Origin of the sequence: Xanthomonas sp. WHRI 1810A, assembly GCF_040202885.1 — a bacterium.
In the GTDB taxonomy this organism is placed as follows: domain Bacteria; phylum Pseudomonadota; class Gammaproteobacteria; order Pseudomonadales; family Pseudomonadaceae; genus Aquipseudomonas.
This window is the reverse complement of sequence record NZ_JBEGED010000022.1, coordinates 1-22,382: the sequence shown is the minus strand read 5'-3', so window position 1 is coordinate 22,382 and position 22,382 is coordinate 1. Positions and strand designations below refer to the sequence as shown.

Below are 22,382 nucleotides of genomic sequence, written 5' to 3'. Positions count from 1 at the left end.
CGGAATCGTGTTGTCCCTTTTAGAAAAAGCCCTGGCCACGCCATGGGAGCCCTTGTTCAAAGCGCAGAGTATCGAGCGCGGGTTCAAATACGCCCAGGAAAAGCGGGTCATGCTGCAGCACCTGAGCCCGGACCTGGTGCGCACCGTATGCCGTGGCTCGAGCCTGGAAATCTACACCCAGACCCTGCAATTCAAGGACCCGGCGCGCACGCGCAATTTTGTGGTCGCCAAGTGCACCTGTCCGGTCAGGACCAATTGCAAGCACTGTGCGGCGGCGATGTTTTTTCTGCAGGACCCGATCGCCCTGCCAGGGATTCTGGCCGCCGTGGATAAACAGGTCGCGCCCACCGCCAAGGCGGACGAAAAACCTGCGCTGCCGGAACGCGTGATCGACGACGCGGAGCCGTCACCGCGCCTGACCCTGGCCAGTTTCGAGTACAGCGCCTACGAGCCGCGCAACGGCAAGATGCTGCGCCATATTCAGCACCGCGCCGCCCTGGCGTTCGCCTACGGCGATTTCTACGCCTCGGGCCCGGTGCCCCCCGGCCGCTCCGGCGACATCGTGCGCCACCTGAGCGACGAAACCCTGCGCATCCGCCGTGATACCGAGCTTGAAGGGCTGTTCCGCAAACAGCTGCTGGACCTGGGTTTCCGCATCGCCACGCGCCAGAGCAAGGCGCTGCCCGACAGTGCCGGCGAAATGTTCGAACTGCCCAACGACAAGGCCTGGCTGCAGTTCATGCTCAACGAGCTGCCGGTGCTGCGCGACCTGCAGTGGGACATCGATCTGGCCGATGATTTCGGCTTTGACGTGACCCCGGTGGACGACTGGTACGCGGTGGTGGACGATGAGCCCGACCGGCACTGGTTTGATCTGGAGCTGGGCATCATCGTCAACGGCGAACGCCTGAGCCTGCTGCCGATCCTGATCAACCTGCTGCGCACGCACCCCGAGCTGATGACCCTCAACGGCATCGCCAAGCGCCGGGACGACGAACAACTGCTGGTGCAGCTCAACCATTTTACCCCGCGCGGCGGTTTGCCGATTCAGGTCGCCCTGCCCTATGGCCGCCTGAAAACGGTGCTGGCGACCCTGGGCGATTTCTATTGGCGCGAGGACGGCAACACCACCCTTCGCCTGAACACGGCGGACGCCACGCGACTCAAGCACCTGGACGACATACCGCTGGTGTGGGAAGGCGGCGATCGCCTGCGCCAGTTTTCCGAGCGGCTGCTCAATATCAAGGACGCCAAGATCACCCTGCCCACCGGCCTGAACGCCACGCTGCGCCCCTATCAGCTCGAGGGTCTGAGCTGGATGCAGGCGCTGCGCGAGCTGGAAGTGGGCGGTGTGCTGGCCGACGACATGGGGCTGGGCAAAACCCTGCAGACCCTGACCCATTTGCTGGTGGAGAAACAGGCCGGTCGTCTGGACCGTCCGGCCCTGGCGGTCATGCCCACCAGCCTGATCCCGAACTGGGTCGATGAGTCTAAACACTTCACGCCCCAGCTCAGGGTGCTGGCGCTGCACGGCGCCAATCGCCATCAGGACTACACCAGCCTGGCCGATTACGACCTGATCCTGACGACTTACGCCTTGCTGCCGAGGGATGTCGAGCTGCTGAGCAAGCAGTTGCTGCACGTGCTGGTGCTCGATGAGGCGCAGTACATCAAGAACCCCAACAGCAAGGCGGCCCAGGCCGCACGCGCGTTGAACGCCCGGCAACGCCTGTGCCTGAGCGGCACGCCGCTGGAAAACCACCTCGGCGAGCTGTGGTCGCTGTTTCATTTCCTGATGCCGGGCTGGTTGGGGGACAACAAAACTTTCAACAGCAACTACCGCGCGCCCATTGAAAAGCACGGCAACGACGAGCGTCTTCAGCACCTGAACGCGCGGATCAAGCCGTTCCTGCTGCGGCGCACCAAGGAACAGGTGGCCACCGAGCTGCCGCCCAAGACCGAGATCGTGCACTGGGTCGAGCTCAACGACGCGCAGCGGGACGTCTACGAAACCATGCGCCTGGCCATGGACAAGAAGGTCCGCGACGAAATCACCCTCAAGGGCGTCGGCCGCAGCCAGATCATCATTCTGGAAGCGCTGCTGAAACTGCGTCAGGTCTGTTGCGACCTGCGCCTGGTCAACAGCCCGCCCACCACGGGCCGCTATGGCAGTTCCGCCAAGCTGCAAAGCCTGATGGAGATGATCGAAGAACTGCTGGCGGAAGGCCGCAAGATTTTGCTGTTCTCGCAGTTCACCTCGATGTTGACCCTGATCCAGGCCGAACTGGAGCAGCGGGAGATCAACTACGCGCTGTTGACCGGCGCCACCAAAGACCGCCGCACCCCGGTGCAGGATTTTCAGAGCGGCAAGCACTCGATCTTCCTCATCAGCCTCAAAGCCGGCGGCACGGGCCTGAACCTCACCGCCGCCGACACGGTGATTCACTACGACCCCTGGTGGAACCCGGCCGCCGAAAACCAGGCCACTGACCGCGCGTATCGCATCGGCCAGGAAAAACCGGTGTTCGTCTACAAGATGATCGCCAGGGGCACGGTGGAAGAGAAGATCCAGCAGCTGCAGCAGGAAAAATCAGCGCTGGCCTCCGGTGTGCTGGACGGCAGATCGGCCGGCGACTGGAAGCTCAAGGACGACGACATCGAAGCGCTGTTCGCGCCGCTGCCGGCGGTGCCGAAGAAGGGCAAGCGCTGAGGTTGCTGTCCTGTGGGATTTCGCTGGAAACCCGGCAGGGCATCAGATAGAGATCCATGTGGGAGCGGACCTGTCCGCGAAGACTGACTACCAGGCAACGTAGATGCGTTGAATGGACCGGCCCCTTCGCGGACAGGTCCGCTCCCACGGGGTTTTGCGTTGGGTTCGTGTTACGCGTCAACGCGACTCTACTGTAGGAGCGCGCTTGCCCGCGATGGCGGTGCGTCTGATCAACATATGCGGCCTGACAGCATGCATTCGCGGGCAAGCGCGCTCCTACAAAAGCGATTTCGTCAGCCCGCCAAGACCTCTGCCTCTGCCCACCGCACATAACACACCACCACCGGCATCCCGTGCTCGGCGCAGAAATCCAGCCAGCGCAGCTGGTTGTCCTGCAGGCGATCCCCCGGGCCCTTGACCTCGATCATGCGATAGCGACGCTGCGCCGGGAAGAACTGGATCAGGTCGGGCATCCCGGTGCGGTTGGCCTTGATGTCCTGCAACAACCGGCGGAACCAGTGCCGCAGATGGTCGGCCGGCAGACAATCCAGCGCCTGCTCCAGCAGCTCGGGGGTCAGCGCGCCCCAGAACACGAACGGCGATTGCAGCCCGAACTTGCTGACGAAATGCTCACCGATCACCTGCTTGTAGCGCTCGTCATCCAGGAGTGACAAACACGCGTCGAACAAAGTAGCCCGACGCTCATAGAAATCAGGGCTGTACAGATCGCTGGGTGCGCTGTGAAACGGATGGAAGAACGCACCCGGCAGCGGCGCGAAAATCGCAGGCCAGCACAGCAGACCGAACAGGGAATTGATCAGCGCATTTTCAACGTAATGCACCTCGCCGCCCTCTTCCGTCAAATGCTGCTGGATCATGCGCTCGACGCTGAAATCCGGCAGCGGCGCGACGCTGAGGTCAAGACGCTCCACCACCCGCGCCGCCCGACGCCGGGTAACGGGCCCGCCCAGTTTGCGCAGCAAGCGCGGGGTAATCCTGAGCAGGTGCTGGGTTTCGGCGTCATTTTCCGGCGCCGCCTGCGCCTGCTCGGCCAAGGCCATGGCGTCGACATAGTGCTCGGTGCGCTCCAGCACCCGAATCCGGCGCACCCGGGCGCCGGGGTACGTCGATTGCGCATAGACACTCAGCGCCATGGGCCAATCCTGTTCACGCTCGGCCTGCTGTCCCATCTGAAACAACAGCTTGGCCCGGCGCATGGCCAGCCACGGGTTTGCGGTGACGACGGCCAACGCCCGTTGTGCCAGTGCCTCCAGCGGAGTGTCCTCGTCCAGCGCCTGACGACAGGCATGCAGCTCGATGCAGACGTCGATGTCGGCGCGCTCGCTGATGGCGCGGGACTGCGCAGAAAACTCCACCTTCTCGTAGCGGTAGATCCCCAAGTCCGCCAGCACGAACTCCGACCACTCCTGATAGAGGTTGCCGAAGTACAGCAGGCGCAAACGGTCGCAGATCGGCATCACCTGCAGGGCGAAGACCACCTCATCGAACTCGGTAAACCAGTGTTCCAGCGCCTGGGAATGGGGGTAGTGCGGCAGCAGGCGTTCCAGCAGGTCGGCTTTCTTTTCGCTGCTCTTGACGCCGTGGTCCTTGAAGCAGGTGCTCAGTTCCGCCTTGCGCAGCAGGTGAAACAGCTCGCCCAGGTCCAGCGGCGGCCGGGAATCCACCCAGCCGCAGGCCAACAGTGGCAGCACGGCCAGCCTGACGTCGCCGATTTCCGGGTAATGCAGCTTGCTGGCGCGAAACAACGTCCCCTTGCGCATGACCATCCGCACCAGCAGCGCCTGGGCAGGCTGTGGCAGCTGGGCGAAATCGGCGATGAACGCGCGCTCCTCGTCGTCCATCAGGTCGTCGTAGCGCTGGGCGATCCAGTCCAGCACCTGGCGAAAGTTCTCCAGGTAATAGAACGGGTTGTCGAGGGGCGAAAGGCTCACAGGAAAGGTCACACGGCGTGGTCGGGAAAGGCGTCAGAATACTGTTTATCCGTACAGATTCCAGCCCTTTCCTACGCGGCTTTACGCATCCACCGATCAACGGCAGGTCCGTCCGTCGTTAGAATCAGCGCCCTGCACTTGACCACCGCCTCCTCCAGGGAACTGCCATGACCTTGCTCACCCCACCGCGTATTTACCTCGCCGGCTTCGATGTGTTCCGTGCCGATGCCGTCGAGCACGGCCGCTACCTCAAAGCGCTGTGCACCGCCCACGGGCTGGAAGGCCTGTACCCCTTCGACAACGACGTCCCTGCTGCCGCCCAAGCCCACGCCACCGCAAAGCTGATCTGCGCCGCCAACATCGGCATGATCCGACGCTGCGACGCGGTGCTGGCCAATCTCAATCTGTTTCGCGGCTTTGAGCCGGACTCGGGCACCGCATTTGAAGTCGGGATGGCCGTGGCGCTGGGCAAGCCGGTGTGGGCCTATTTTGAATCAGCCGGTTCGTTGCGCGACGTCATCGCACACGATGAGCACTGTTTTGATCAATGGGGGTTTCAAGTCGAAGACTTCAGCCTGCCGCGCAACCTGATGCTGGCTTGCACATGGGCGGGGAGCAGTAGCAGTGTCGAGGTGGGGGTTGAGCGGTTGGCGGGGTATTTGTTGGGAGCCACCGGCGTTCGAACTTCATCGGGGGGCGTTTGATCGACACACAGAGGCTTTTGATTCTGGCCAGAGGCCGTGGGAGCTGACTTGTCTGCGATTAGGCTTTTGATCTGGCCGGAGGCCGTGGGAGCTGACTTGTCTGCGATTAGGCTTTTGATTCTGGCCAGAGGCCGTGGGAGCTGACTTGTCTGCGATCGGCTGCGCAGCAGGCGTGAAACCTGCAGAACACGTCCGTCCTGATTCACCGTATTTACAGCCTTTGCTCCTGCTACGCAGGAGATCGTCAGCAAGCTGGACTCCCACGCCTTCGGCAGAAGCAGATTGGCGTATGCCCCCTCTTGCACACTCAACCCAGCGAAGCGGAGCCAATGTCCAGCTTGTCGGCATCGCCGAATTCATCCAGGCGCAGGTCGCTGAGGTCCAGCTCGCCTTCGGGGTCGCTGTCTTCGTCGGCGTCGGAGTCGTTCAGCGGGGATTGATCACCACCAAAATGCTGGTCGTCTTCAAGATCGTCCTGCGCTCGCAGCGGCAGGTCATTGAGCCCGGTGGGCGTGTGGTGTTGTGCGTGCATCGGTTCGCTCTCCACTCGTCAAGGTTGGTTGACCCGCAGGCTAACGCACTCCGGGCGAAAAAAAGAAGCCCCCGCTTACGTCCAGCGGAAAAACTCGCCACTGCTGTCGCGCAGCATCTGCACCATGGCATGGGCGGCAGGCGACAGGTAACCCTCACGCCGGACGCTGACGCAAATGGTCCGGGTCATGGTGGTTTGCTTCAATGAGACCTCCCGCAGGTGCTGCATGTTTTTGCCGTATTCCAGGGTTTCCCGGGCGATGAAGCTCAGCAAGCGGGTCTGGGCGATCAACCGTGGCAGCAGCGAGATGGAGTTCGCCTCGACCTGCACCACCGGCAACGGCAGGTTGTGGGCCGCAAACGCTTCATCGACGAATTTACGCGACGACACGCTGACCGGCGGCAGCACCCAGCGATACTGGCATAAATCACTCATCTGGAACGGCCCGTCAAAGATGGGGTGGTTGCGGCTGGCAATTACCACCGCTTCATCAGTGAGGATCGGGTGACCGACAAACTCAACGTCGTCCAGCCACTGTGGGGAGATGATCATGTCCAGCTGCCCCGACCTCAGCTGGTTGCGCAGCATGTCGTCCTGGCCGATCACCAGCTTGAGCGTCAATTCCGGCGCGCGTTTAAGCAGCGCATTGGTCAGTTCCGGCAACAGGTATTCGGCCATGGTCGCGGCGCAGCCCAGGCGGATATTGCCCACTGCGCCGCTAGCGAAATCCCGGACTTCGCGCTGGGTCTGGGCAATGCTTTGCTGCAGCACCTTGCCCCGGGCCTGAAGCAGTTCGCCCACCGGGGTCAGCTTGATCCGGCGCCCGTCGCGCTGGAACAGCTTGGTGCCGAAGGACTCCTCCAGCCGCTGAATGCTCTTGGTCAACGCCGGCTGGCTGCGATTGAGTTTTTCGGCGGCTCGCCCCAGATGACCAAGCTCGGCGATGGTTTCAAAATAGGTGAGGTCGCGCAGGTCCATGTATCAACCAAAGTTATCAATTCATGAGAATTAGAAAATAGACTTGATCGATCGCACTGTCGATACTGTCGCCGGTGAAAAGGCCTTGTAGGCCCTTTCCGTAGGGAACAGCCCACAAGGGAACGCCCATGCTCTGGAGATCCTCGTTGTCACGCCCCGCCTCCTTTTCGCTCGACACCCTGCCCCCGCTGGTGCAGTGGCTGCTGCTCATCCTGCTGGCGGGCGCCGCCGGTCAAACCTTCAAATACTTCAACGTCCCCGCCGCGCTGTTTCTCGGTCCGATGCTGGTGGCGATCGGCTTTGGCATCAGCGGCGCATCGATCCGCATCAACAAACAGGTGTTTCGCCTGGGCCAGGGCGCCGTCGGCGTTCTAGTGGCCCACGCGATGACCATGGCCGTGCTCATGACGGCGCTGCAGTCCTGGCACGTGATGGTGTTCGCGACGGTGTTGACCGTGGCGCTGAGCGCATTGGTCGGGATCGCCCTGGCCCGTTGGGGCGGCATTCAGGGCAGCACCGCCGCCTGGGGCACATCGCCCGGCGCGGCGTCGGCGATGGTCGCAATGTCTGAAGACTACGGCGCCGACTCCCGTGTGGTGGCCACCATGCAGTACGTGCGGGTGGTGTGTGTGGTCATGATCGGCGCGCTGGTCAGTCGGGTGCTGGGCGTGGACGGCGGCGGCACCGAGGCGCACAGCAGCGCGGTGGTGGTGGAAGGCTTGAATCTGCTCAACCTGGGCCTGAGCCTGCTGGTGATTGTGGTGGGCGTGACCATCGGCTCGAAAATCCCGGCGGGCGCGTTGCTGGTGCCGCTGGTATTGGGTGGGGCCTTACAGCTGTGCGGCGTGCTGCAGATCGTCATGCCGCCCTGGTTGCTGGCGGTGGCCTATGGCGCCATCGGCAGCTACATCGGCCTGCGCTTTGACCGGGTGACCATCAACTACGTATGGCGGCGGCTGCCGGCGATGATCTTCGGTTCGCTGCTGTTGATCCTGCTCTGCGCGCTCTCGGCCTGGGTGATCGCGGAAATGATGGGCAAGGACTACCTGTCGGTCTACCTCGCCACCAGCCCCGGAGGCCTTGATGCCATGGCGATCATCGCCATCGACACCCATTCCGATGTCGGCTTCGTGCTGGCCATGCAGACCCTGCGCCTGTTCGGTGTAGTCGTAACCGGTGCATACATCGCCAAACAGGTGATTCGCGTGACCGAGCGGATGGCGTAACGGCCTGGAAGCCGTTTTTTCTGTAGGAGCCAACTCGTTGGCGAATCTGCCGACGTGCATTGCCGTGAGTACGTCTCGTGAACAAGTTCGCTACTACAGAGAGATGCATCAGCCGGATGCATTCATTGAATTTTCTCCCCCGCCCTTCCCTCCAACGCTTAACCCAAGCGCGAGGAGCCCGTCGTGAACAGCCTGAAAATCGCCACGTTCAACATCAATGGCATCCGCGCGCGGTTGCCGATTCTGCTGGAATGGCTGGAAAAGGAAGCGCCGGACGTGGTCTGTCTTCAGGAATTGAAGGCGGTGGACACGGCGTTTCCCGCGGCGGACATTCTCAAGGCCGGGTACGGGGCGATCTGGCACGGAGAGTCGTCGTGGAACGGCGTGGCGATTCTGGCCAAAGGCATGGAACCGCTGGAGATTCGCCGGGGCCTGCCAGGCTTTGAGAAGGACACCCACAGCCGTTACCTGGAAGCCGCCGTGCAAGGGGTGATCGTCGGTTGCCTGTACCTGCCCAATGGCAACCCGCAGCCGGGACCCAAGTTCGATTACAAACTGGAGTGGTTCGAGCACTTCATCGCCCACGCCGACAGCCTGTTCAACAGCACGCACCCGGTGGTCCTCGCGGGCGACTACAACGTCATCCCCACCGACGCCGACATCTACAACACCCGCTCCTGGCTCAAGGACGCGCTACTGCAACCGGAAAGCCGCGCCTGTTTCCAGCGCCTGCTGGATCAGGGCTGGACCGACGCCTTGCGGGCGAAATACCCGGACGAGCGGATTTATACGTTCTGGGACTACTTCCGCAAGCACTGGGAAACCAATTCGGGGCTGCGAATCGATCACTTGCTGATGAGCGCCGACGTTGCGCCACGCCTGGTTGACGCCGGTGTGGACCGTTGGGTGCGTGACCTGCCCCACGCCAGCGACCACGCGCCGACCTGGATCGAGCTGAAGGTGGATTGAGCCTGGACGGACCTGAGCAGGCGCAGCATCCGCGCTTTTCCAAGAGCTGACGAGCCCGTGCGAGGCAGCGATGCGGTACATCTGACACACCGCAATCGCAGCCTCGCACGGGCTCGTCAGCTCCTACAAAGATCTCGCTCCGGCAGTGGGATCGATTTAAATCTCTGCCCCAAACCCAAACAACACCGACGGCGCATCAATCAGCAATGAGCGCTGCGTCGCCGCCGAGCAGCCCAACGCCTGCAGTTGCTCGATCACGCTGCCAAACCCGATGCTGCTTTCATGCTGGGTATGAGGCCAGTCGCTGCCCCACACCAGGCGTTGCATGCCGAAGCTCTGTTCCAGCAGCGGCAAGGCTTCACGGGCAAACGCCTGGTTCTGGTGTTCGTTGCCTTCAAGCCGGTAGATGCCGGAGACTTTCATCCATACTTGCCCGCTGCAACCGGCCTCCAGCAGCCTGGCGAAACCCGGCTGATGGACACCCAGGCGCGCGTCCGGGCGGCCGAAGTGATCCACCACGATCTTGATCCCGAACGGCATCAACCCATGAATCAACGCCGGCAGGTCCTGCACCTGCCGATGCAGCTCCAGGTGCCAGTCCATCTCGGCCAGGTGCGCGAAAAAGCCGTGCCACGCCGGCTCGGAAAAGTCCGGCAGCGGCTTGCCCATCAGGTTCAGGCGTACACCCACCACACCGAGACGGTCCATCTCGTCCAGGCGTTCGCGGCTGATTTCGCGCTCCACCACCACGACGCCGCGCAGCTGCTTCGGCGCCTGGCGCAATGCCGCCAGCAGGTAGCTGTTGTCGGTGCCGAGAAAGCTGGGCTGCACCAGCACGCCATGGCTCAAACCGTGCTCGCGCAAGGTGTCCAGGTACATGGCCAGCGTGGCGTCGTAATCGGGTGTGTAGCGTCGTGCGGTGGTCAGATCCAGCTCCCTGCTGAACACGTGAGCATGTGCATCGATGCCGAGCATCGGCGTGGAGCAGGTATCAGGCATGGCACTCATCTATCGCAAAGCGCGCGGTGTGTGGCGTCAGGCCGATGACACACCGCACAGTTAAAAAATATCAGGCCCGGGCGGACTCGCCGCCGGGGTGACCTTGCGCGGCAGCGGACGTCGCTTCCAGGCTGCGGCCTCGGGTTTCCGGCAGGCACAGCGCGGCAATCACCGCCACGCCGTAGGCAATCCCGGCGTCGATGCCGATGGCCGAACCCAGGGACATGGACTCGCTCATGTGGCCCACCAGGAACGGAAACACCGAGGACAGCACGCGGCCGAAGTTGTAGCAAAAACCGACCCCTGCCCCGCGCACGTCCGCCGGGTACAGTTCGTTGAACAGCGCGCCGAGGCTGGCCGGAATGCCCGCCGCGAAGAAGCCCAGCGGGAATCCCAGGAACAGCATTTGCGTGTTGGTCAGCGGCAGGAACACGTAGCACTGCACGGTCACCACGCAGGCCAGGGCGAACACCACGATGTTCATGCGCCGGCCGATGCGGTCGATCAAAAAGCCGCTGGCCACGCAACCGCACCAGAAGGCAAAAATGATCACCGCGAGATAACCGCCGGAGTTGAGCACCGACAGGTTGCGTTCGGTCTTCAGGAAGGTCGGCAGCCAGGTCATGACCGCGTGGTAACCGCCGTGGGCGCCAAGGCCCAGCAGGCCGCCGAGCAGGGTCACGCGGATCAGCTCGGGGCGAAAAATACCGGCCAGGGATTTGTAGAAACTCTGGGGGATGGCGTTTTCTTTTTGCAGGCGCTGAAAGCTGTCCGGTTCCTCGACGTTGCGCCGCACCCAGATGATCAGGAACGACGGCAGCAAACCCACCAGGAACATCACGCGCCAGGCGATATCTGCCGGCACGAACGTATAAATCAGCGTGAACACGCCCACCGCCAGGCCCCAGCCCACGGCCCACGCGCTTTGCACGGTGCCCATGACCTTGCCGCGGTATTGCGGGTTGATGGTTTCGGCCATCAGCACCGCGCCCGCCGCCCACTCACCGCCGATGCCGAAGCCCTGCAGGGCCTTGACGATCAGCAGCTGATGGAAGCCGGTGACGAAGGCGGACAGGAAGGTGAACACCGAAAACCACAGGATCATCCACTGCAGCGTGCGCACCCGGCCGTAACGGTCCGACAGCGTGCCGCCGACCCAGCCACCGATGGCCGAGGTCACCAGCGTCACGCCACTGATCAGGCCGGCGTCGCCTTTACTGAGCGCAAACGCGGCAATCAGCGCCGGGATCGCCAGGCCGAACATTTGTACTTCCAGCGCGTCCAGCGACCAGCCGCCGAAGCAGGCCCAAAACGTCTTGCGCTCCCGAGGAGTGACCTGGCGATACCAACTGAACATGTTTTTTTGTCCTTGTGAGTGGGCGTGTGGCGGTTTTTGTGACGCTGCGCGTCCTTGTAGGAGCGCGCTTGCCCGCGATTGCGGTGGATCTGACGTCGATGTGTCGACCGACACGACGCAATCGCGGGCAAGCGCGCTCCTACAGGGTTTTGCTGCGGCTACCGGATATCAACGCTGTACCGAAAATGCTCGGCATGCCCGCGCGAGCGGCGCCATTCCAGCGGCTCGCCGGCGTAATTGCGCGCCAGACGTTCGATCACCACCACCGGGCTGTTGACCGGGACCTGCAGCAAGCGCGAATGCACTTCGCTGATGGCCTCGGCGGTCAGGCTTTCTTCGGCGTAGGCCACCACTTGCCCGCAGAACTGCTCGTAGATCGGGTACAGCAGCGGCCCTTCGCGGGACAGGTCGATCTCCAGCAGGGTCTGGAACTGCACCTGAGGCAACCAGATTTCTTCAGCGAGCACCGGTTGGGCGTCAAGTAAACGCAGGCGGATCAGACGAATTACCGGGGCCTCCAGTGGCAGGCCCAGGGCCTGGGCGACAGCGGACGGCGCGGTGACGGGCTCGATGGAGAGGATGCGGCTTTCCGGGACCTGGCGTTCGCCGGAGGCGGACTGGAAGCGGAAGAAGCGGAACAACGAGGACTGGAACTGCGGGCGCCGAATGAAGGTGCCGCGCCCCTGCTGACGTTCGAGGATGTTCTCGCTGACCAGCATGTCGATGGCTTTGCGCACGGTGCCGGTGGACAGGCAATACTCGCTGGACAGCGCCGCTTCGGTGGGAATCGCTTCACCCGGACGCCAGCGATTGTGGGCGATCTGCTCGGCCAGTTGATCACGCAGGCGTTGATAAAGCGGAAGACGGACGTCGCTGGAAAGTCGGTTCATGTCAGAGCTCATGCTGTTGTAATTATGTAGTCATCTATATGAATTTCCACTGAGTATTGTCTCGTTACAAACGCTCGTCAAGCCCGGCAGACCCACTGTAGGAGCGCGCTTGCCCGCGAATTGCGGTGTGTCAGTCTCCGCAGATAAATCTGAGACACCGCAATCGCGGGCAAGCGCGCTCCTACAACGGGATCACATAACCGCCGTCTTTCGCGCTGCCTTTGCCACCCCCGCAATATGCCCCACCACATACTCCGCATCCCGCGCCACGCCGGAAAACCGCCCCGAGCCCCAGGTGTAGAGCCACGGCAGCCCGAGGAAATAGAGCCCCGGCTGCGCTGTCACCCCACGCTGATGCCCCGGGTGGCCGCGGCCGTTGAACACCGGCGCTTCGACCCAGGTGAAGTCCGGCGTGAAGCCGATGCACCAGATGATGCTGGTGATGCCCTGCTCGGCCATATCCAGTTCGACGCGCTCCGCTTGTGGCGTCCATACCGGCTCATAACGCTCACCGGCCGGCGCGTCGAGGCCCTGCTCCTCGATGTACTTGTCGATGGAGCCGTTGATCCGGTTGTACACCGCATCGGCGCTGTCCAGGCTCGCGCTCAGGGTGTCGCTGAACTGCAGGACGCCGTCGCTCAAACCCTCCAGCCGTCCGAACAGTTCCATGCCCTGCGCGGCGAAGGCACGCAGGTCGATGTCGCGCCCGCCGTCACGGCCGGTGACGTAGTGGTTAGTGTTGTCGCGCACGCCTTCGCGCAGCGGGTGAGTGTCGACGCCGATGTCGTAGTAGCCCATTTCCGCGAGCCAGTCGACCACGTCCTTGCCGCGATAAAAGCGCGCGCAACGGGGTGCATCGCCCACCGCCAGAAACACCTTGCGCCCGGCCAGGTGCAGGTCTTCGGCGATCTGCGCGCCGGACTGCCCGGAACCCACCACCAGCACGTGGCCCTCGGGCAGTGCCTGGGGATTGCGGTATTGCTCGGAGTGAAGCTGGGTGATGCCCGCGGGCAGGCGTTCGGCCAAGCGCGGAATAATCGGCGTGTGGTAACCGCCCGAGGCGCAGATCACCTGATCGGCGGTGAACTCGCCCTGGGAGGTGTGCACCTCGAAGCCACCGGCCGCGCGGGGCACCACGCGCTTGACCGCCACCCCTTCGCGCACCGGGGCGTTGACCGCTTTGACGAAGCCTTCGAGGTAGGCATTGATTTGGTCTTTCTTCATGAAGCCGTGGGTGTCGGTGCCGCCGTGCTCATGGCTGTAGCGATAGCCCGGCAGCGCGCATTGCCAGTTCGGCGTGACCAGGCTGAAGGCGTCCCAGCGCTGGTCGCGCCAGGTGTGGGTCAGGCTGTGTTTTTCCAGCACCAGGTGCTCGATGCCCTGCTGCTTCAAGTGATAACTGGCCGACAAACCGGCCTGCCCGCCGCCGACGACGATCACGCGGTGGTGAGGGGGTTTGAGGCTGGTGAGGGGGCTGGGCATGGAGTTCTCCGGTGCAACTGATTGAATGGACCCTGTAGGAGCGCGCTTGCCCGCGATTGCGATTTGCCTGTCACGGTAATACCGCCTGACACACCGCAATCGCGGGCAAGCGCGCTCCTACAGGGGTGTGCGGCGATCAGCTCAAAACGAACTCCACCCCGCCCCAGTCACGCGGCCGGCGCCTTCGGTGCGCATGCTGACGACTTCCACCTCGCCGTCTTCCTGGTAATGGGCCTGGCCCTTGAGCGAACTCAGGGTGTCCATGGCCGAGCTGCAATAGAAACCCTTCACCTGCTTGACCCGCTCCGACGCGTTGTTCAGGCCGCCTTCGATGCGCTCCAGAAATTCGGCCAGCGGGTAGCTCGCGCCCTCCTGCAAGTGCTCGTAGATCACGGTGGACGGTGAATAGCCGGCGGCTTCTTTGCCGTTGGGCCAGCGGATCTTGAAATTGACGGCGGGCATGTCAGTGCTCCTTCTGTACAAATAAGGGGGAAAGGTCGAGATCGGGATAACTGAAACCGGTGAACGGCTGTTGGCGCAGGTCCCAGAAGGTTTCTTGCTGGGTGCCGGAAGAAACGCTCAGCGCGCCGCTGTCATTGACCTGACCGATGCGCTCGCAGCGCAGGCCCTCGAAGGCGAACGCGGCCTGCACGTTGGGCCAGTCGGCTTCGTCCAGGGTCATGAGAAAGCCGTAGCTGGGAAACACCTGCAGCCAGCGTGTGAGGTTGGCGTGCGCCGGGCATGGCAAGTGCGACAGGTCGATATCTGCGCCGCAGCCGGTGGTTTCCAGCAGCATCAACAGGCTGCCCAATACGCCGGCGTTGCTGATGTCTTTGGCAGCGCGCAACAGCTCGGCTTCGGCCAGGCGCGGCAGCACTTCGAGCTTGCTGCGCAGGCGTTCGCCCGGCACGCCTTCGAAGGCCTTCCAATAGGTGCTGTCGGCGTGCCAGTCGCCTTCGAGGTCCACGGCCATGGCGATCACCTGACCGGGGGCTACGTGCAGCGTCGACAGCAACTTGCTGGCAATGCCGGTGATCGCCACCGCCAGTGCCGTGGGATTGCCCGGCGCCAGGCTGGTATGCCCGCCCGCCAGCAACAGGCCGTAGGCGTCGCAGGCGGCGCGGATCCCGGCGAGGATTTCCTGGGCCGCCGCGTCGTCGTGGTGCCAATACGCGTTGACCACCGCCGTGGCCCGGCCGCCCATGGCGGTGATGTCACTGACGTTGGCCATCACCGCCGACCAGCCGGCGAACCAGGGCGCGTTGTTGACGAAGCCGGGCAACATGCTTTCGATGGCCAGCAGCTGAAAGTGCTCGCCGCAGGCAATGGCCGCCGTGTCATCGCCGGGCAAAGCGTAGAGCTGGGCGCGGGTCAGGCCGGTGTTCACGGTGCCGATGGCGCGGGCCGGTTGCTGAATCGCCTGCTTGGACAGCATCGCCGGGGTGCTGCGCAAGGTGTCCAGCAGTGCTTTCACATCCACGGCGTCAGTCATGGCGCACCACCTTCACGGCACGCAAGGCGACCTGACGCGGCATGAACGGGTAACGCGACAGGTCCGCCTGCATCAGGCAATGGGGCTGCCCGAGCAAGGTCATCTGTTCCAGGGTCTGCCAATGGAGGCCATGGAAATACACCTCGTTGGCCGACTGCACGGTGGCACGAAACGTCTCGCAACCCAGCTCCCTGGCCCGGGACACCGCCTCGTTGACCAGCGCCTTGCCGATCATGCTGTGCCGCCGATAACCCGGCGCCACACACAAGCGCCCGCCAAACCACACACCCGGTTCCGGCTGGTAAATCCGTACCGCGCCCACCACCTGATCGGCCATGCCGCAACTGCCCGCCAGCGCCACAATGGCGATGGCCTGAAAGTCGTGGCTGTCCTTGTCCTGGGCCAGCAGTTGTTGCTCATCGGAAAACACCGAACGGCGCAGAGCAAAATACGCCTGCTTCTCCCAGTGCTCGCTGGCCGGCTTGACCACCAGCTCGCCGGCGCGAAACGGTTCAAACGTGCTGTCGACTAGTGCAAAGGCCAGGCTGTGCATGATCCGTCTCCCCTGAAATGAATAGCCCTCTGTAGGAGTGAGCTTGCTCGCGAGAGGCCAGTACATCCGACCCATCTTTTGCGCGGCAACCATCGCATCGCGAGCAAGCTCACTCCTACAGAAAAGGGCCCTCGGCAAGCCATCCCATTTCGTCAGTCATGGGTTATTCATGATTCTTCAGCGCAGAACACGCGCCGCATTTGGCGCAGCCGGCGTTGATCTGGTCGGAATGCAGGCCGTGGCGGCGCAGGCTGGCGCCGATCTGCGGGTACAGGCGGGCCATCATTGCGCTGTCGGGTTTCGGGTGATTGGCCAGCGGCGTGCCGTCGATGGGCACGAACGGCACCACGAACGGGTACACGCCCATGGCGCTCAGGCGTTCGCTCATGTCGGTGATCGCGGTTTCGCTGTCGCCCAGACCGGCCAGGATGTAGGTGCTGACCTGACCGCGACCGAACACTTTCACCGCCGCCTCGAACGCTTCGAAATAGCGGCTCAGCGGCACTTCGGCCTTGCCCGGCATGATCCGCTGGCGCACGTCGTCGGTGACCGCTTCCAGGTGCATGCCCAACGACACCACGCCGCTGTCGGCCAGACGCTGAAACCAGCGGTCGTCGTCCGGTGGCTCGCATTGCGCCTGAATCGGCAGCGCGACGGCGGCTGTCACGGCAGCAGCGGACTCACACAGAATCGCCGCGCCACGGTCCGGGGTTTGCGGGGTGCCGGTGGTCATGACCATGTGTTTCACGCCGTCCAGTTCGACGGCGGCCTTGGCCACTTCCGCCAGTTGCTGCGGACGTTTGCGGGCGATGGTTTTGCCTGCCGCCAGGGACTGGCCGATGGCGCAGAACTGGCACGAGGTGCCGCGATCATTGAAGCGGATGCAGTGCTGCAACACCGTGGTGGCGAGCACGTCCTTGCTGTGCAGCGTGGCGATTTTCCAGTACGGAATGCCTTCGGCGGTGGTCAGGGCGTAGAAGTTCGGCACGCCGGGCATCTGCACCTGCCCTACTTGCAGGCCTTCGCGGAAGATCAGCGCCTGGCTGCCGTCGGCGCTGGGCTCGGCCAGGTACGGCGAGCTCTGCGAGGCCTGATTGAGGATCGGCACCATCATGGTCCGGCTGCCGAACGTCAGCGCCTTGTGGTCCGACGGGCCGGCGCCGCCCTTGCGCGACAGGCCGTTCTGCGCGGCGGGCCAACGCACGCCGTGGCATTGCAGTTCGGCGAGCAATTCATTGGTCTGCATGGGCAGGCTCCTCGGGGTTCAGGGCTGGAGCGCTCGGTACGGGCGCGCTCAGGTGCGGTGCGCGTTCATGCACGTGGGCCGTGGGCGTGCGGTCGATGAGCAGGCTGAGCAGTTCCGGGCGGCTGTAATGCCCCACCGAATCCATCATGCGTTTGCGTTTGTCGATGAGTTTCAGGTCCAGGTCGGCGATCACCCAGCCTTCGCCGCTGCGCAGGGGTTCGCCCAGCAGGCGGCCTTCCGGCGAGACGATGGCGGTGAAGCAACCACCGGAAATCGGCGCGATCTCGCAGCCGGTGTCGGCCATGATCTGCGCCTGTTGCCCCGCGTCGAGCCAGGCGGTGGCGTTGACCACGAAGCAGCCGGACTCCAGGGCGTGGTGGCGGATGGTGACTTCGATCTGCTCGGCGAAGATGTCGCCCACCAGGGAGCCGGGGAACATCGCCACATGGATCTGCTCGCCGTCAGCCATCAAGGCGTAGCGCGCCAGCGGGTTGTAATGCTCCCAGCAGGCCAGCGAACCGATGCGGCCGACGGCGCTGTCCACGGCGCGCAAACCGGAACCGTCGCCCTGCCCCCAGACCATGCGCTCGTGGTAGGTCGGGGTGATCTTGCGTCGGTGCTGAATCAGCGTGCCGTCGGCGTCGAACAGCAGTTGCGCGTTGTAGAGCGTGCCGCCGTCGCGCTCGTTGACGCCGATGGAGGCGACAATACCCGCTTCACGGCAGGCCTCGCCGATCTGCCGGGTGACGTCGGACGGCACGGTGACCGATTGCTCCAGCAGTTTCAGGTGTTCCTTGCCCATGGCGAACGGCGGCTGGACGAAGGAGAAATAGGGGTAGTACGGGACCACGGTTTCCGGAAACACCGCAAACTGCACGCCCTCGCGACCCAGTTCCAGCAAAGTGCGGCACAGCTTGGCGACAGTGGCTTGGCGGGAATACAGCACGGGGCTGAACTGAACGGCGGCGGCGCGGATGGTGGGCATGGGTGGGTCCTTGTTGCTGCTGACGCAAGCTCTGTAGGAGCCAACTTGTTGGCGAAGCGGCTTGCGCGGTGTGTCAGGCATGACGCCTCGCGAACAAGTTCGCTCCTACAGAAATCGGCGGCTGATCAAGAATCTCGCGACTTACGCCGTCCAGGTATCAATAATCATCGCGCCTTCGCGGCGCATCAGCAGGCGCAGGTCCATGACGTCCAGCGGGTTGATCGGGCGGATTCCTTCGATCAGGGCTTTTTCGGTCTGGCCGTACAGCGCCTGCAGGGCGAAGCGGCAGGCATAGACTTCACCGCCTTCGGCCATGAACGCCTTGATCTGGTTGTTCACCGCCAGGTGACCGGGGAACGCTTCGGCGCCCAGGGTCGGGAAGCCGCGCTGCACACCCAGTTGCACGCCCGGCCCGTAGAGCAGGATTTTGGTTTCAAAGCCTTTGCGCAGCAGACGCTTGGCCTGCAGCATGTTGACCAGGCCGATGGAGCCTTCAAACGCGATGGTGTGAAAGGTGATCAGGGCCTTCTCACCGGGTTCGGCTTTAACGTCTTCGAAAACCTTTTCTTCGTAATTGACCAGAAAGTCGCCGTCCTGGTAGTGCGGGGTTTCTACGATAGGCATGTCTTGGCTCCGTTGGCGTGAGGTGTGCGGTGTCCGGGTCGATCACCGGTACACAGGCTCTAGAGCGAACGGCGTGCCAAAAATAAAAAACATTTCACACGCGTGCTCAAGCTATTGATTTCACTCATTTAAAGCGGCTGATCCGCTTTTATCTCGCCAATCTGCGCCTATCGCGATGTCACGCATTCCCGTAGTAATACGAATATTCGTAGCGCCAAATCACGAGATTTCGTAATCATGAGTGAACCCGACTCTCTCATCGGCTGGGCAGACCTGGCCTATTCGTCGCGGCACATGGTGTTCGAGCATTGCGCCGAAGCCATCACCCTCCTTGACCCGTTCGCCGACCGCTTTGGCGACCTGAACATCGCCGCCTGCAAACTGTTGGGCTATCCGCGCCAGGAACTGCTGGAACTGCCGGTGAGCAAGCTGTTCGGCCACCAACTGGCGGAGCTGATCGTGTTCACCCAGGCGGTCATGGACAAAGGCCGTGGCTGGACCGACGACCTGAGCTGCAACTGCAAAAGCGGCGAGCGCATCGAACTGGACATCTCCGCCACGGTGCTGCAAATCAAGGGCAGCCCGCAGCTGATCCTGGTGTTGCGCGAAGCCAGCGCGCAGAAATACCAGCAGGATCAGGCCCACACCGAGCGCACCATGCGTGGCGGGCTGATCGAATGGCGCAACATCCTCAACCTGTTTCAGGAGTCTGAGCGCGATAACCAGTTGCTGCTCAGTTCGGTGGGCGACGGCATTTACGCCATCGACCCCGACGGCCTGGCGACCTTCGTCAACCCGGCCGGCGCGCGGATGCTCGGCTGGGAAGCCAAAGAGATGCTGGGCAAGAACATTCACCGCATTCACCACCATAGCCATGCCGACGGCAGCCACTACCCGGTAGAGGATTGCCCGATCTACAAGGCGGTGCACGACGGCGTGGTGCATGAGGGGCGGCAAGAGGTGTTCTGGCGCCACGACGGCACCTGCTTTCCCGTGGAATTCACCAGCACCCCAGTGATTTCCGATGGCCGCATCGCCGGCGCGGTGGTGGTGTTTCGCGACATCACCGAGCGCCGGACCACCGAGAATCAGCTGCACAACGCCCTGGAAGAATTGAAAGTCCTGAAGCAGCGGCTGGAAGACCAGAACGCCTATTTGCAGGAAGAGATTCACATCGAGCACAACTTCCGCGAGATCGTCGGCCAGAGCGCGCCGATCCTGAAAATCATCAAGCAGATCGACGTGGTCGCCCCCACCGACGCCAGCGTGTTGATCAATGGCGAGTCCGGCACCGGCAAGGAACTGATCGCCCGCGCCATCCACCAAGCCAGCCGCCGCAGCGCGCACCCGCTGATCCGGGTCAACTGTGCGGCGATTCCTACCGAGCTGTTCGAGAGCGAATTCTTCGGCCACATTCGCGGCGCGTTCACCGGCGCCATCCGCGACCGGGTCGGCCGTTTCGAGCTGGCGGATGGCGGCACGCTGTTTCTCGACGAGATCGGCGAAATCCCCCTGGAGCTGCAAAGCAAACTGCTGCGGGTGTTGCAGGAGGGGCAGTTCGAGCGGGTCGGTGAAGAACGCACGCGCAAGGTGGACGTGCGCATCATCGCCGCCACCAACCGGGACTTGCGGCAGGAGGTCGGGGCCCGGCACTTTCGCGAGGACCTGTATTTTCGCCTCAACGTGTTTCCGATCCATTCCCCGGCCCTGCGCGAACGCCCGCTGGACATCGCGCCGCTGGCGGCGCACTTTCTCAAGCAGACCGGCAAACGCCTCAACATGCCGGCGCGACGGTTGCGCAACAGTGACATCGAACGGCTGCAGGCGTATTCATGGCCGGGCAACATTCGCGAGCTGCAAAACGTCATCGAGCGGGCGTTGATCACCTCCACCGGCGCCGACCTGAACCTGGACCTGCCGGAGGAATCGAAAAACGCTGCTGCCCCGGTCGCTCAACCGCTGGCCGTCGACGGGTTCCTCACCGAAACCCAGATGCGCGACCTGGAACGCAACAACATGCACGCCGCCCTCAAAGCCGCCAACGGCAAGCTGTTCGGCAAAGGCGGCGCGGCCGAGCTGCTGGGCGTCAAACCCACGACCCTCGCCTCGCGTTTGAAGCGGCTGGATATTGAGGTGGATTGAAAAACGTATTACTCACACCATACGCACGCGCTGTAGGAGCGCGCTTGCCCGCGATACGGTATGTCAGCAACCTGCAACGGGACAGGCCTATCGCAATCGCGGGCAAGCGCGCTCCTACACAAATGAACCTGCGAACAATCGAGAACCCCCATGACCACCCAGACTCGCGCGCCGACCATGACCAAAGGCCTGGCCATATTGTTCGCCTTTTGCTGCGGCGCCATCGTGGCCAACATCTATTACGCCCAACCCATCATCGGGCTGATCGCGCCGGACATCGGCCTGACCAGCACCATGGCCAGTTTCATCGTCTCGCTGACCCAGATCGGCTACGCGCTGGGGTTGTTTTTCCTGGTGCCCCTGGGCGATCTGCTGGAGAACCGCAAGCTGATGATCGTCACCACCGGCGTGGCGATCGTCAGCCTGTTGGGCGCCGCATTTGCCCAGCAACCCAACGTGTTTTTGATCGTCTCGCTGCTGGTGGGCTTCAGTTCGGTGTCGGTGCAGATTCTGGTGCCGCTGGCGGCCAATCTGGCGCCGGAGGAAACACGCGGGCGGGTGGTTGGCGGGATCATGGGCGGCTTGCTGCTGGGGATTCTGCTGGCGCGACCGGTGTCCAGCCTGATCGCTGACCACTTCGGCTGGCGCGCGGTGTTCGGCTCGGCGGCGGCGTTGATGGCGCTGATCAGCATCGTGCTGGCGACCACCATGCCCAAGCGTCAGCCCGATCACAGCGCGTCATACGGTCAGCTGATTTTCTCGCTCTGGACCTTGCTCCGCACCCAGCCAGTGTTGCGCCAGCGGGCGTTTTACCAGGCGTGCATGTTCGCCACCTTCAGCCTGTTCTGGACCGCCGTGCCGTTGGAACTGGCGGGCCATTACGGCCTGTCCCAGAGCCAGATCGCGATCTTCGCGCTGGTGGGTGCCATCGGCGCGATAGCCGCGCCCATCAGTGGCCGTCTCGCCGATGCCGGACACACCCGGGTCGCCAGCCTCTGCGCGCTGCTGTTTGCGGCCTTGAGTTTTCTGCCGAGTCTGATCCACCCGGCCTTCGCGGTCATCGGCCTGGCGATCACGGGGGTGCTGCTGGATTTCTGCGTGCAGATGAACATGGTCCTCGGCCAGCGCGCCGTCTACGCCCTGGACGCCAAAAGCCGCAGCCGCCTGAATGCGCTGTACATGACCAGCATCTTCATCGGCGGCGCCATCGGCTCGGCGATTGCCAGCGGGCTTTACCACCACGGCGGCTGGCTGTGGATCGTCATCGCCGGCAGTGCGTTCCCACTGGTAGCGCTGGTGGCGTTTCTGAACAACTCGCGCGGATGAAGCTGCGGGATGATTGATCGTTCCCACGCTCTGCGTGGGAATGCCGCTCCGGACGCTCCGCGTCCGCTTCGGTGTGACGCGGAGCGTCACGGGATGCATGCCCACGCGGAGCGTGGGCATGATCATCACTTAGGCTTAGGGCCGCTGCGCAGCCCATCGTCGGCAAGCCGGACTCCCACGCCCTCCGGGCAGAAGCTGAACGGTGGAACGCCATC

18 protein-coding genes and 1 pseudogene are annotated in these 22,382 nt (G+C 63.2%); 6 read left to right on the top strand and 13 right to left on the bottom strand.

The genetic code is table 11. From position 1 onward, the window contains the following. The first annotated feature begins 10 nt into the window (after positions 1-10). A complete protein-coding gene (locus tag ABQX22_RS23855) occupies positions 11-2,710 on the top strand; it encodes a DEAD/DEAH box helicase (protein WP_349802344.1) in 2,700 nt (899 codons plus the stop codon). 293 nt (positions 2,711-3,003) lie between these two features. On the opposite strand, the gene ABQX22_RS23850 is transcribed toward ABQX22_RS23855, so the two are convergent. Beyond that, entirely contained in the window at positions 3,004-4,662 is a 1,659-nt protein-coding gene (locus ABQX22_RS23850; protein ID WP_349802343.1) for a VRR-NUC domain-containing protein, read from the bottom strand. Between the two features lie 167 nt (positions 4,663-4,829). Between ABQX22_RS23850 and ABQX22_RS23845 the strand changes: the two genes are divergently transcribed. Next, a complete protein-coding gene (locus ABQX22_RS23845) occupies positions 4,830-5,366 on the top strand; it encodes a nucleoside 2-deoxyribosyltransferase (RefSeq protein ID WP_349802342.1) in 537 nt (178 codons plus the stop codon). A gap of 307 nt (positions 5,367-5,673) precedes the next feature. On the opposite strand, the gene ABQX22_RS23840 is transcribed toward ABQX22_RS23845, so the two are convergent. Both ABQX22_RS23840 and ABQX22_RS23835 read right to left on the bottom strand, forming a co-directional pair. Continuing rightward, positions 5,674-5,898 (bottom strand): hypothetical protein, encoded by a 225-nt coding sequence (locus ABQX22_RS23840; protein ID WP_349802341.1) that lies wholly within the window; start codon positions 5,896-5,898, stop codon positions 5,674-5,676. Between the two features lie 75 nt (positions 5,899-5,973). After that, entirely contained in the window at positions 5,974-6,876 is a 903-nt protein-coding gene (locus ABQX22_RS23835; protein WP_349802340.1) for a LysR family transcriptional regulator, read from the bottom strand. Positions 6,877-7,004: 128 nt separating this feature from the next. On the opposite strand from ABQX22_RS23835, the gene ABQX22_RS23830 reads away from it, so the two are divergent. Next, positions 7,005-8,102, top strand: coding sequence for an AbrB family transcriptional regulator (locus tag ABQX22_RS23830; RefSeq protein ID WP_349802339.1), 1,098 nt, complete (start codon positions 7,005-7,007; stop codon positions 8,100-8,102). A 183-nt stretch (positions 8,103-8,285) separates the two neighbouring features. Continuing rightward, positions 8,286-9,065, top strand: a pseudogene (locus tag ABQX22_RS23825) (exodeoxyribonuclease III); the annotation flags it as partial. 162 nt (positions 9,066-9,227) lie between these two features. Here the strand turns inward: ABQX22_RS23825 and ABQX22_RS23820 are convergent. The 10 genes from ABQX22_RS23820 to ABQX22_RS23775 form a co-directional block, all read right to left on the bottom strand. After that, the gene (locus ABQX22_RS23820) at positions 9,228-10,070 is read right to left on the bottom strand and encodes an amidohydrolase family protein (RefSeq protein ID WP_349802338.1); all 843 of its coding nucleotides are present in this window, start codon (positions 10,068-10,070) and stop codon (positions 9,228-9,230) included. Between the two features lie 70 nt (positions 10,071-10,140). Next, positions 10,141-11,427, bottom strand: a complete 1,287-nt coding sequence (locus ABQX22_RS23815) for an MFS transporter (protein WP_349802337.1) — start codon at positions 11,425-11,427, stop codon at positions 10,141-10,143. Positions 11,428-11,585: 158 nt separating this feature from the next. Beyond that, a complete protein-coding gene (locus tag ABQX22_RS23810; protein WP_349802336.1) occupies positions 11,586-12,317 on the bottom strand; it encodes a GntR family transcriptional regulator in 732 nt (243 codons plus the stop codon). A 192-nt stretch (positions 12,318-12,509) separates the two neighbouring features. After that, entirely contained in the window at positions 12,510-13,799 is a 1,290-nt protein-coding gene (locus ABQX22_RS23805) for an MSMEG_0569 family flavin-dependent oxidoreductase (protein ID WP_349802335.1), read from the bottom strand. Positions 13,800-13,940: 141 nt separating this feature from the next. Then, complete coding sequence (locus tag ABQX22_RS23800) at positions 13,941-14,261, bottom strand: MSMEG_0570 family nitrogen starvation response protein (protein WP_349802334.1); 321 nt, start codon at positions 14,259-14,261, stop codon at positions 13,941-13,943. Between the two features lies 1 nt (position 14,262). Continuing rightward, positions 14,263-15,291, bottom strand: coding sequence for a sll0787 family AIR synthase-like protein (locus ABQX22_RS23795; RefSeq protein WP_349802333.1), 1,029 nt, complete (start codon positions 15,289-15,291; stop codon positions 14,263-14,265). Continuing rightward, the gene (locus tag ABQX22_RS23790; protein WP_349802332.1) at positions 15,284-15,844 is read right to left on the bottom strand and encodes an MSMEG_0567/Sll0786 family nitrogen starvation N-acetyltransferase; all 561 of its coding nucleotides are present in this window, start codon (positions 15,842-15,844) and stop codon (positions 15,284-15,286) included. The genes ABQX22_RS23795 and ABQX22_RS23790 overlap by 8 nt, the downstream gene beginning before the upstream one ends. 163 nt (positions 15,845-16,007) lie before the next feature. Next, on the bottom strand, positions 16,008-17,090 hold the full coding sequence (locus ABQX22_RS23785) for an MSMEG_0568 family radical SAM protein (RefSeq protein WP_349802331.1): 1,083 nt from the start codon (positions 17,088-17,090) through the stop codon (positions 16,008-16,010). Next, positions 17,077-18,075 carry a Nit6803 family nitrilase gene (locus tag ABQX22_RS23780; protein WP_349802330.1) on the bottom strand — a complete coding sequence of 333 codons (999 nt, stop codon included), beginning with the start codon at positions 18,073-18,075 and terminating at the stop codon, positions 17,077-17,079. The genes ABQX22_RS23785 and ABQX22_RS23780 overlap by 14 nt, the downstream gene beginning before the upstream one ends. 141 nt (positions 18,076-18,216) lie before the next feature. Next, entirely contained in the window at positions 18,217-18,699 is a 483-nt protein-coding gene (locus ABQX22_RS23775) for an MSMEG_0572/Sll0783 family nitrogen starvation response protein (RefSeq protein WP_349802329.1), read from the bottom strand. Positions 18,700-18,936: 237 nt separating this feature from the next. On the opposite strand from ABQX22_RS23775, the gene ABQX22_RS23770 reads away from it, so the two are divergent. Then, on the top strand, positions 18,937-20,841 hold the full coding sequence (locus ABQX22_RS23770) for a sigma 54-interacting transcriptional regulator (protein WP_349802328.1): 1,905 nt from the start codon (positions 18,937-18,939) through the stop codon (positions 20,839-20,841). Between the two features lie 150 nt (positions 20,842-20,991). Continuing rightward, positions 20,992-22,167 (top strand): MFS transporter, encoded by a 1,176-nt coding sequence (locus tag ABQX22_RS23765; protein ID WP_349802327.1) that lies wholly within the window; start codon positions 20,992-20,994, stop codon positions 22,165-22,167. The last annotated feature ends 215 nt before the right edge of the window (positions 22,168-22,382 follow it).

Coding starts and splice junctions, on each gene's coding strand:
- ABQX22_RS23845 (WP_349802342.1), top strand. CDS start 4,830: ATGACCTTGCTCACCCCACCGCGTATTTACCTCGCCGGCTTCGATGTG.
- ABQX22_RS23840 (WP_349802341.1), bottom strand. CDS start 5,898: ATGCACGCACAACACCACACGCCCACCGGGCTCAATGACCTGCCGCTG.
- ABQX22_RS23835 (WP_349802340.1), bottom strand. CDS start 6,876: ATGGACCTGCGCGACCTCACCTATTTTGAAACCATCGCCGAGCTTGGT.
- ABQX22_RS23830 (WP_349802339.1), top strand. CDS start 7,005: ATGCTCTGGAGATCCTCGTTGTCACGCCCCGCCTCCTTTTCGCTCGAC.
- ABQX22_RS23820 (WP_349802338.1), bottom strand. CDS start 10,070: ATGCCTGATACCTGCTCCACGCCGATGCTCGGCATCGATGCACATGCT.
- ABQX22_RS23815 (WP_349802337.1), bottom strand. CDS start 11,427: ATGTTCAGTTGGTATCGCCAGGTCACTCCTCGGGAGCGCAAGACGTTT.
- ABQX22_RS23810 (WP_349802336.1), bottom strand. CDS start 12,317: ATGAACCGACTTTCCAGCGACGTCCGTCTTCCGCTTTATCAACGCCTG.
- ABQX22_RS23805 (WP_349802335.1), bottom strand. CDS start 13,799: ATGCCCAGCCCCCTCACCAGCCTCAAACCCCCTCACCACCGCGTGATC.
- ABQX22_RS23800 (WP_349802334.1), bottom strand. CDS start 14,261: ATGCCCGCCGTCAATTTCAAGATCCGCTGGCCCAACGGCAAAGAAGCC.
- ABQX22_RS23795 (WP_349802333.1), bottom strand. CDS start 15,291: ATGACTGACGCCGTGGATGTGAAAGCACTGCTGGACACCTTGCGCAGC.
- ABQX22_RS23790 (WP_349802332.1), bottom strand. CDS start 15,844: ATGCACAGCCTGGCCTTTGCACTAGTCGACAGCACGTTTGAACCGTTT.
- ABQX22_RS23785 (WP_349802331.1), bottom strand. CDS start 17,090: ATGCAGACCAATGAATTGCTCGCCGAACTGCAATGCCACGGCGTGCGT.
- ABQX22_RS23780 (WP_349802330.1), bottom strand. CDS start 18,075: ATGCCCACCATCCGCGCCGCCGCCGTTCAGTTCAGCCCCGTGCTGTAT.
- ABQX22_RS23775 (WP_349802329.1), bottom strand. CDS start 18,699: ATGCCTATCGTAGAAACCCCGCACTACCAGGACGGCGACTTTCTGGTC.
- ABQX22_RS23770 (WP_349802328.1), top strand. CDS start 18,937: ATGAGTGAACCCGACTCTCTCATCGGCTGGGCAGACCTGGCCTATTCG.
- ABQX22_RS23765 (WP_349802327.1), top strand. CDS start 20,992: ATGACCACCCAGACTCGCGCGCCGACCATGACCAAAGGCCTGGCCATA.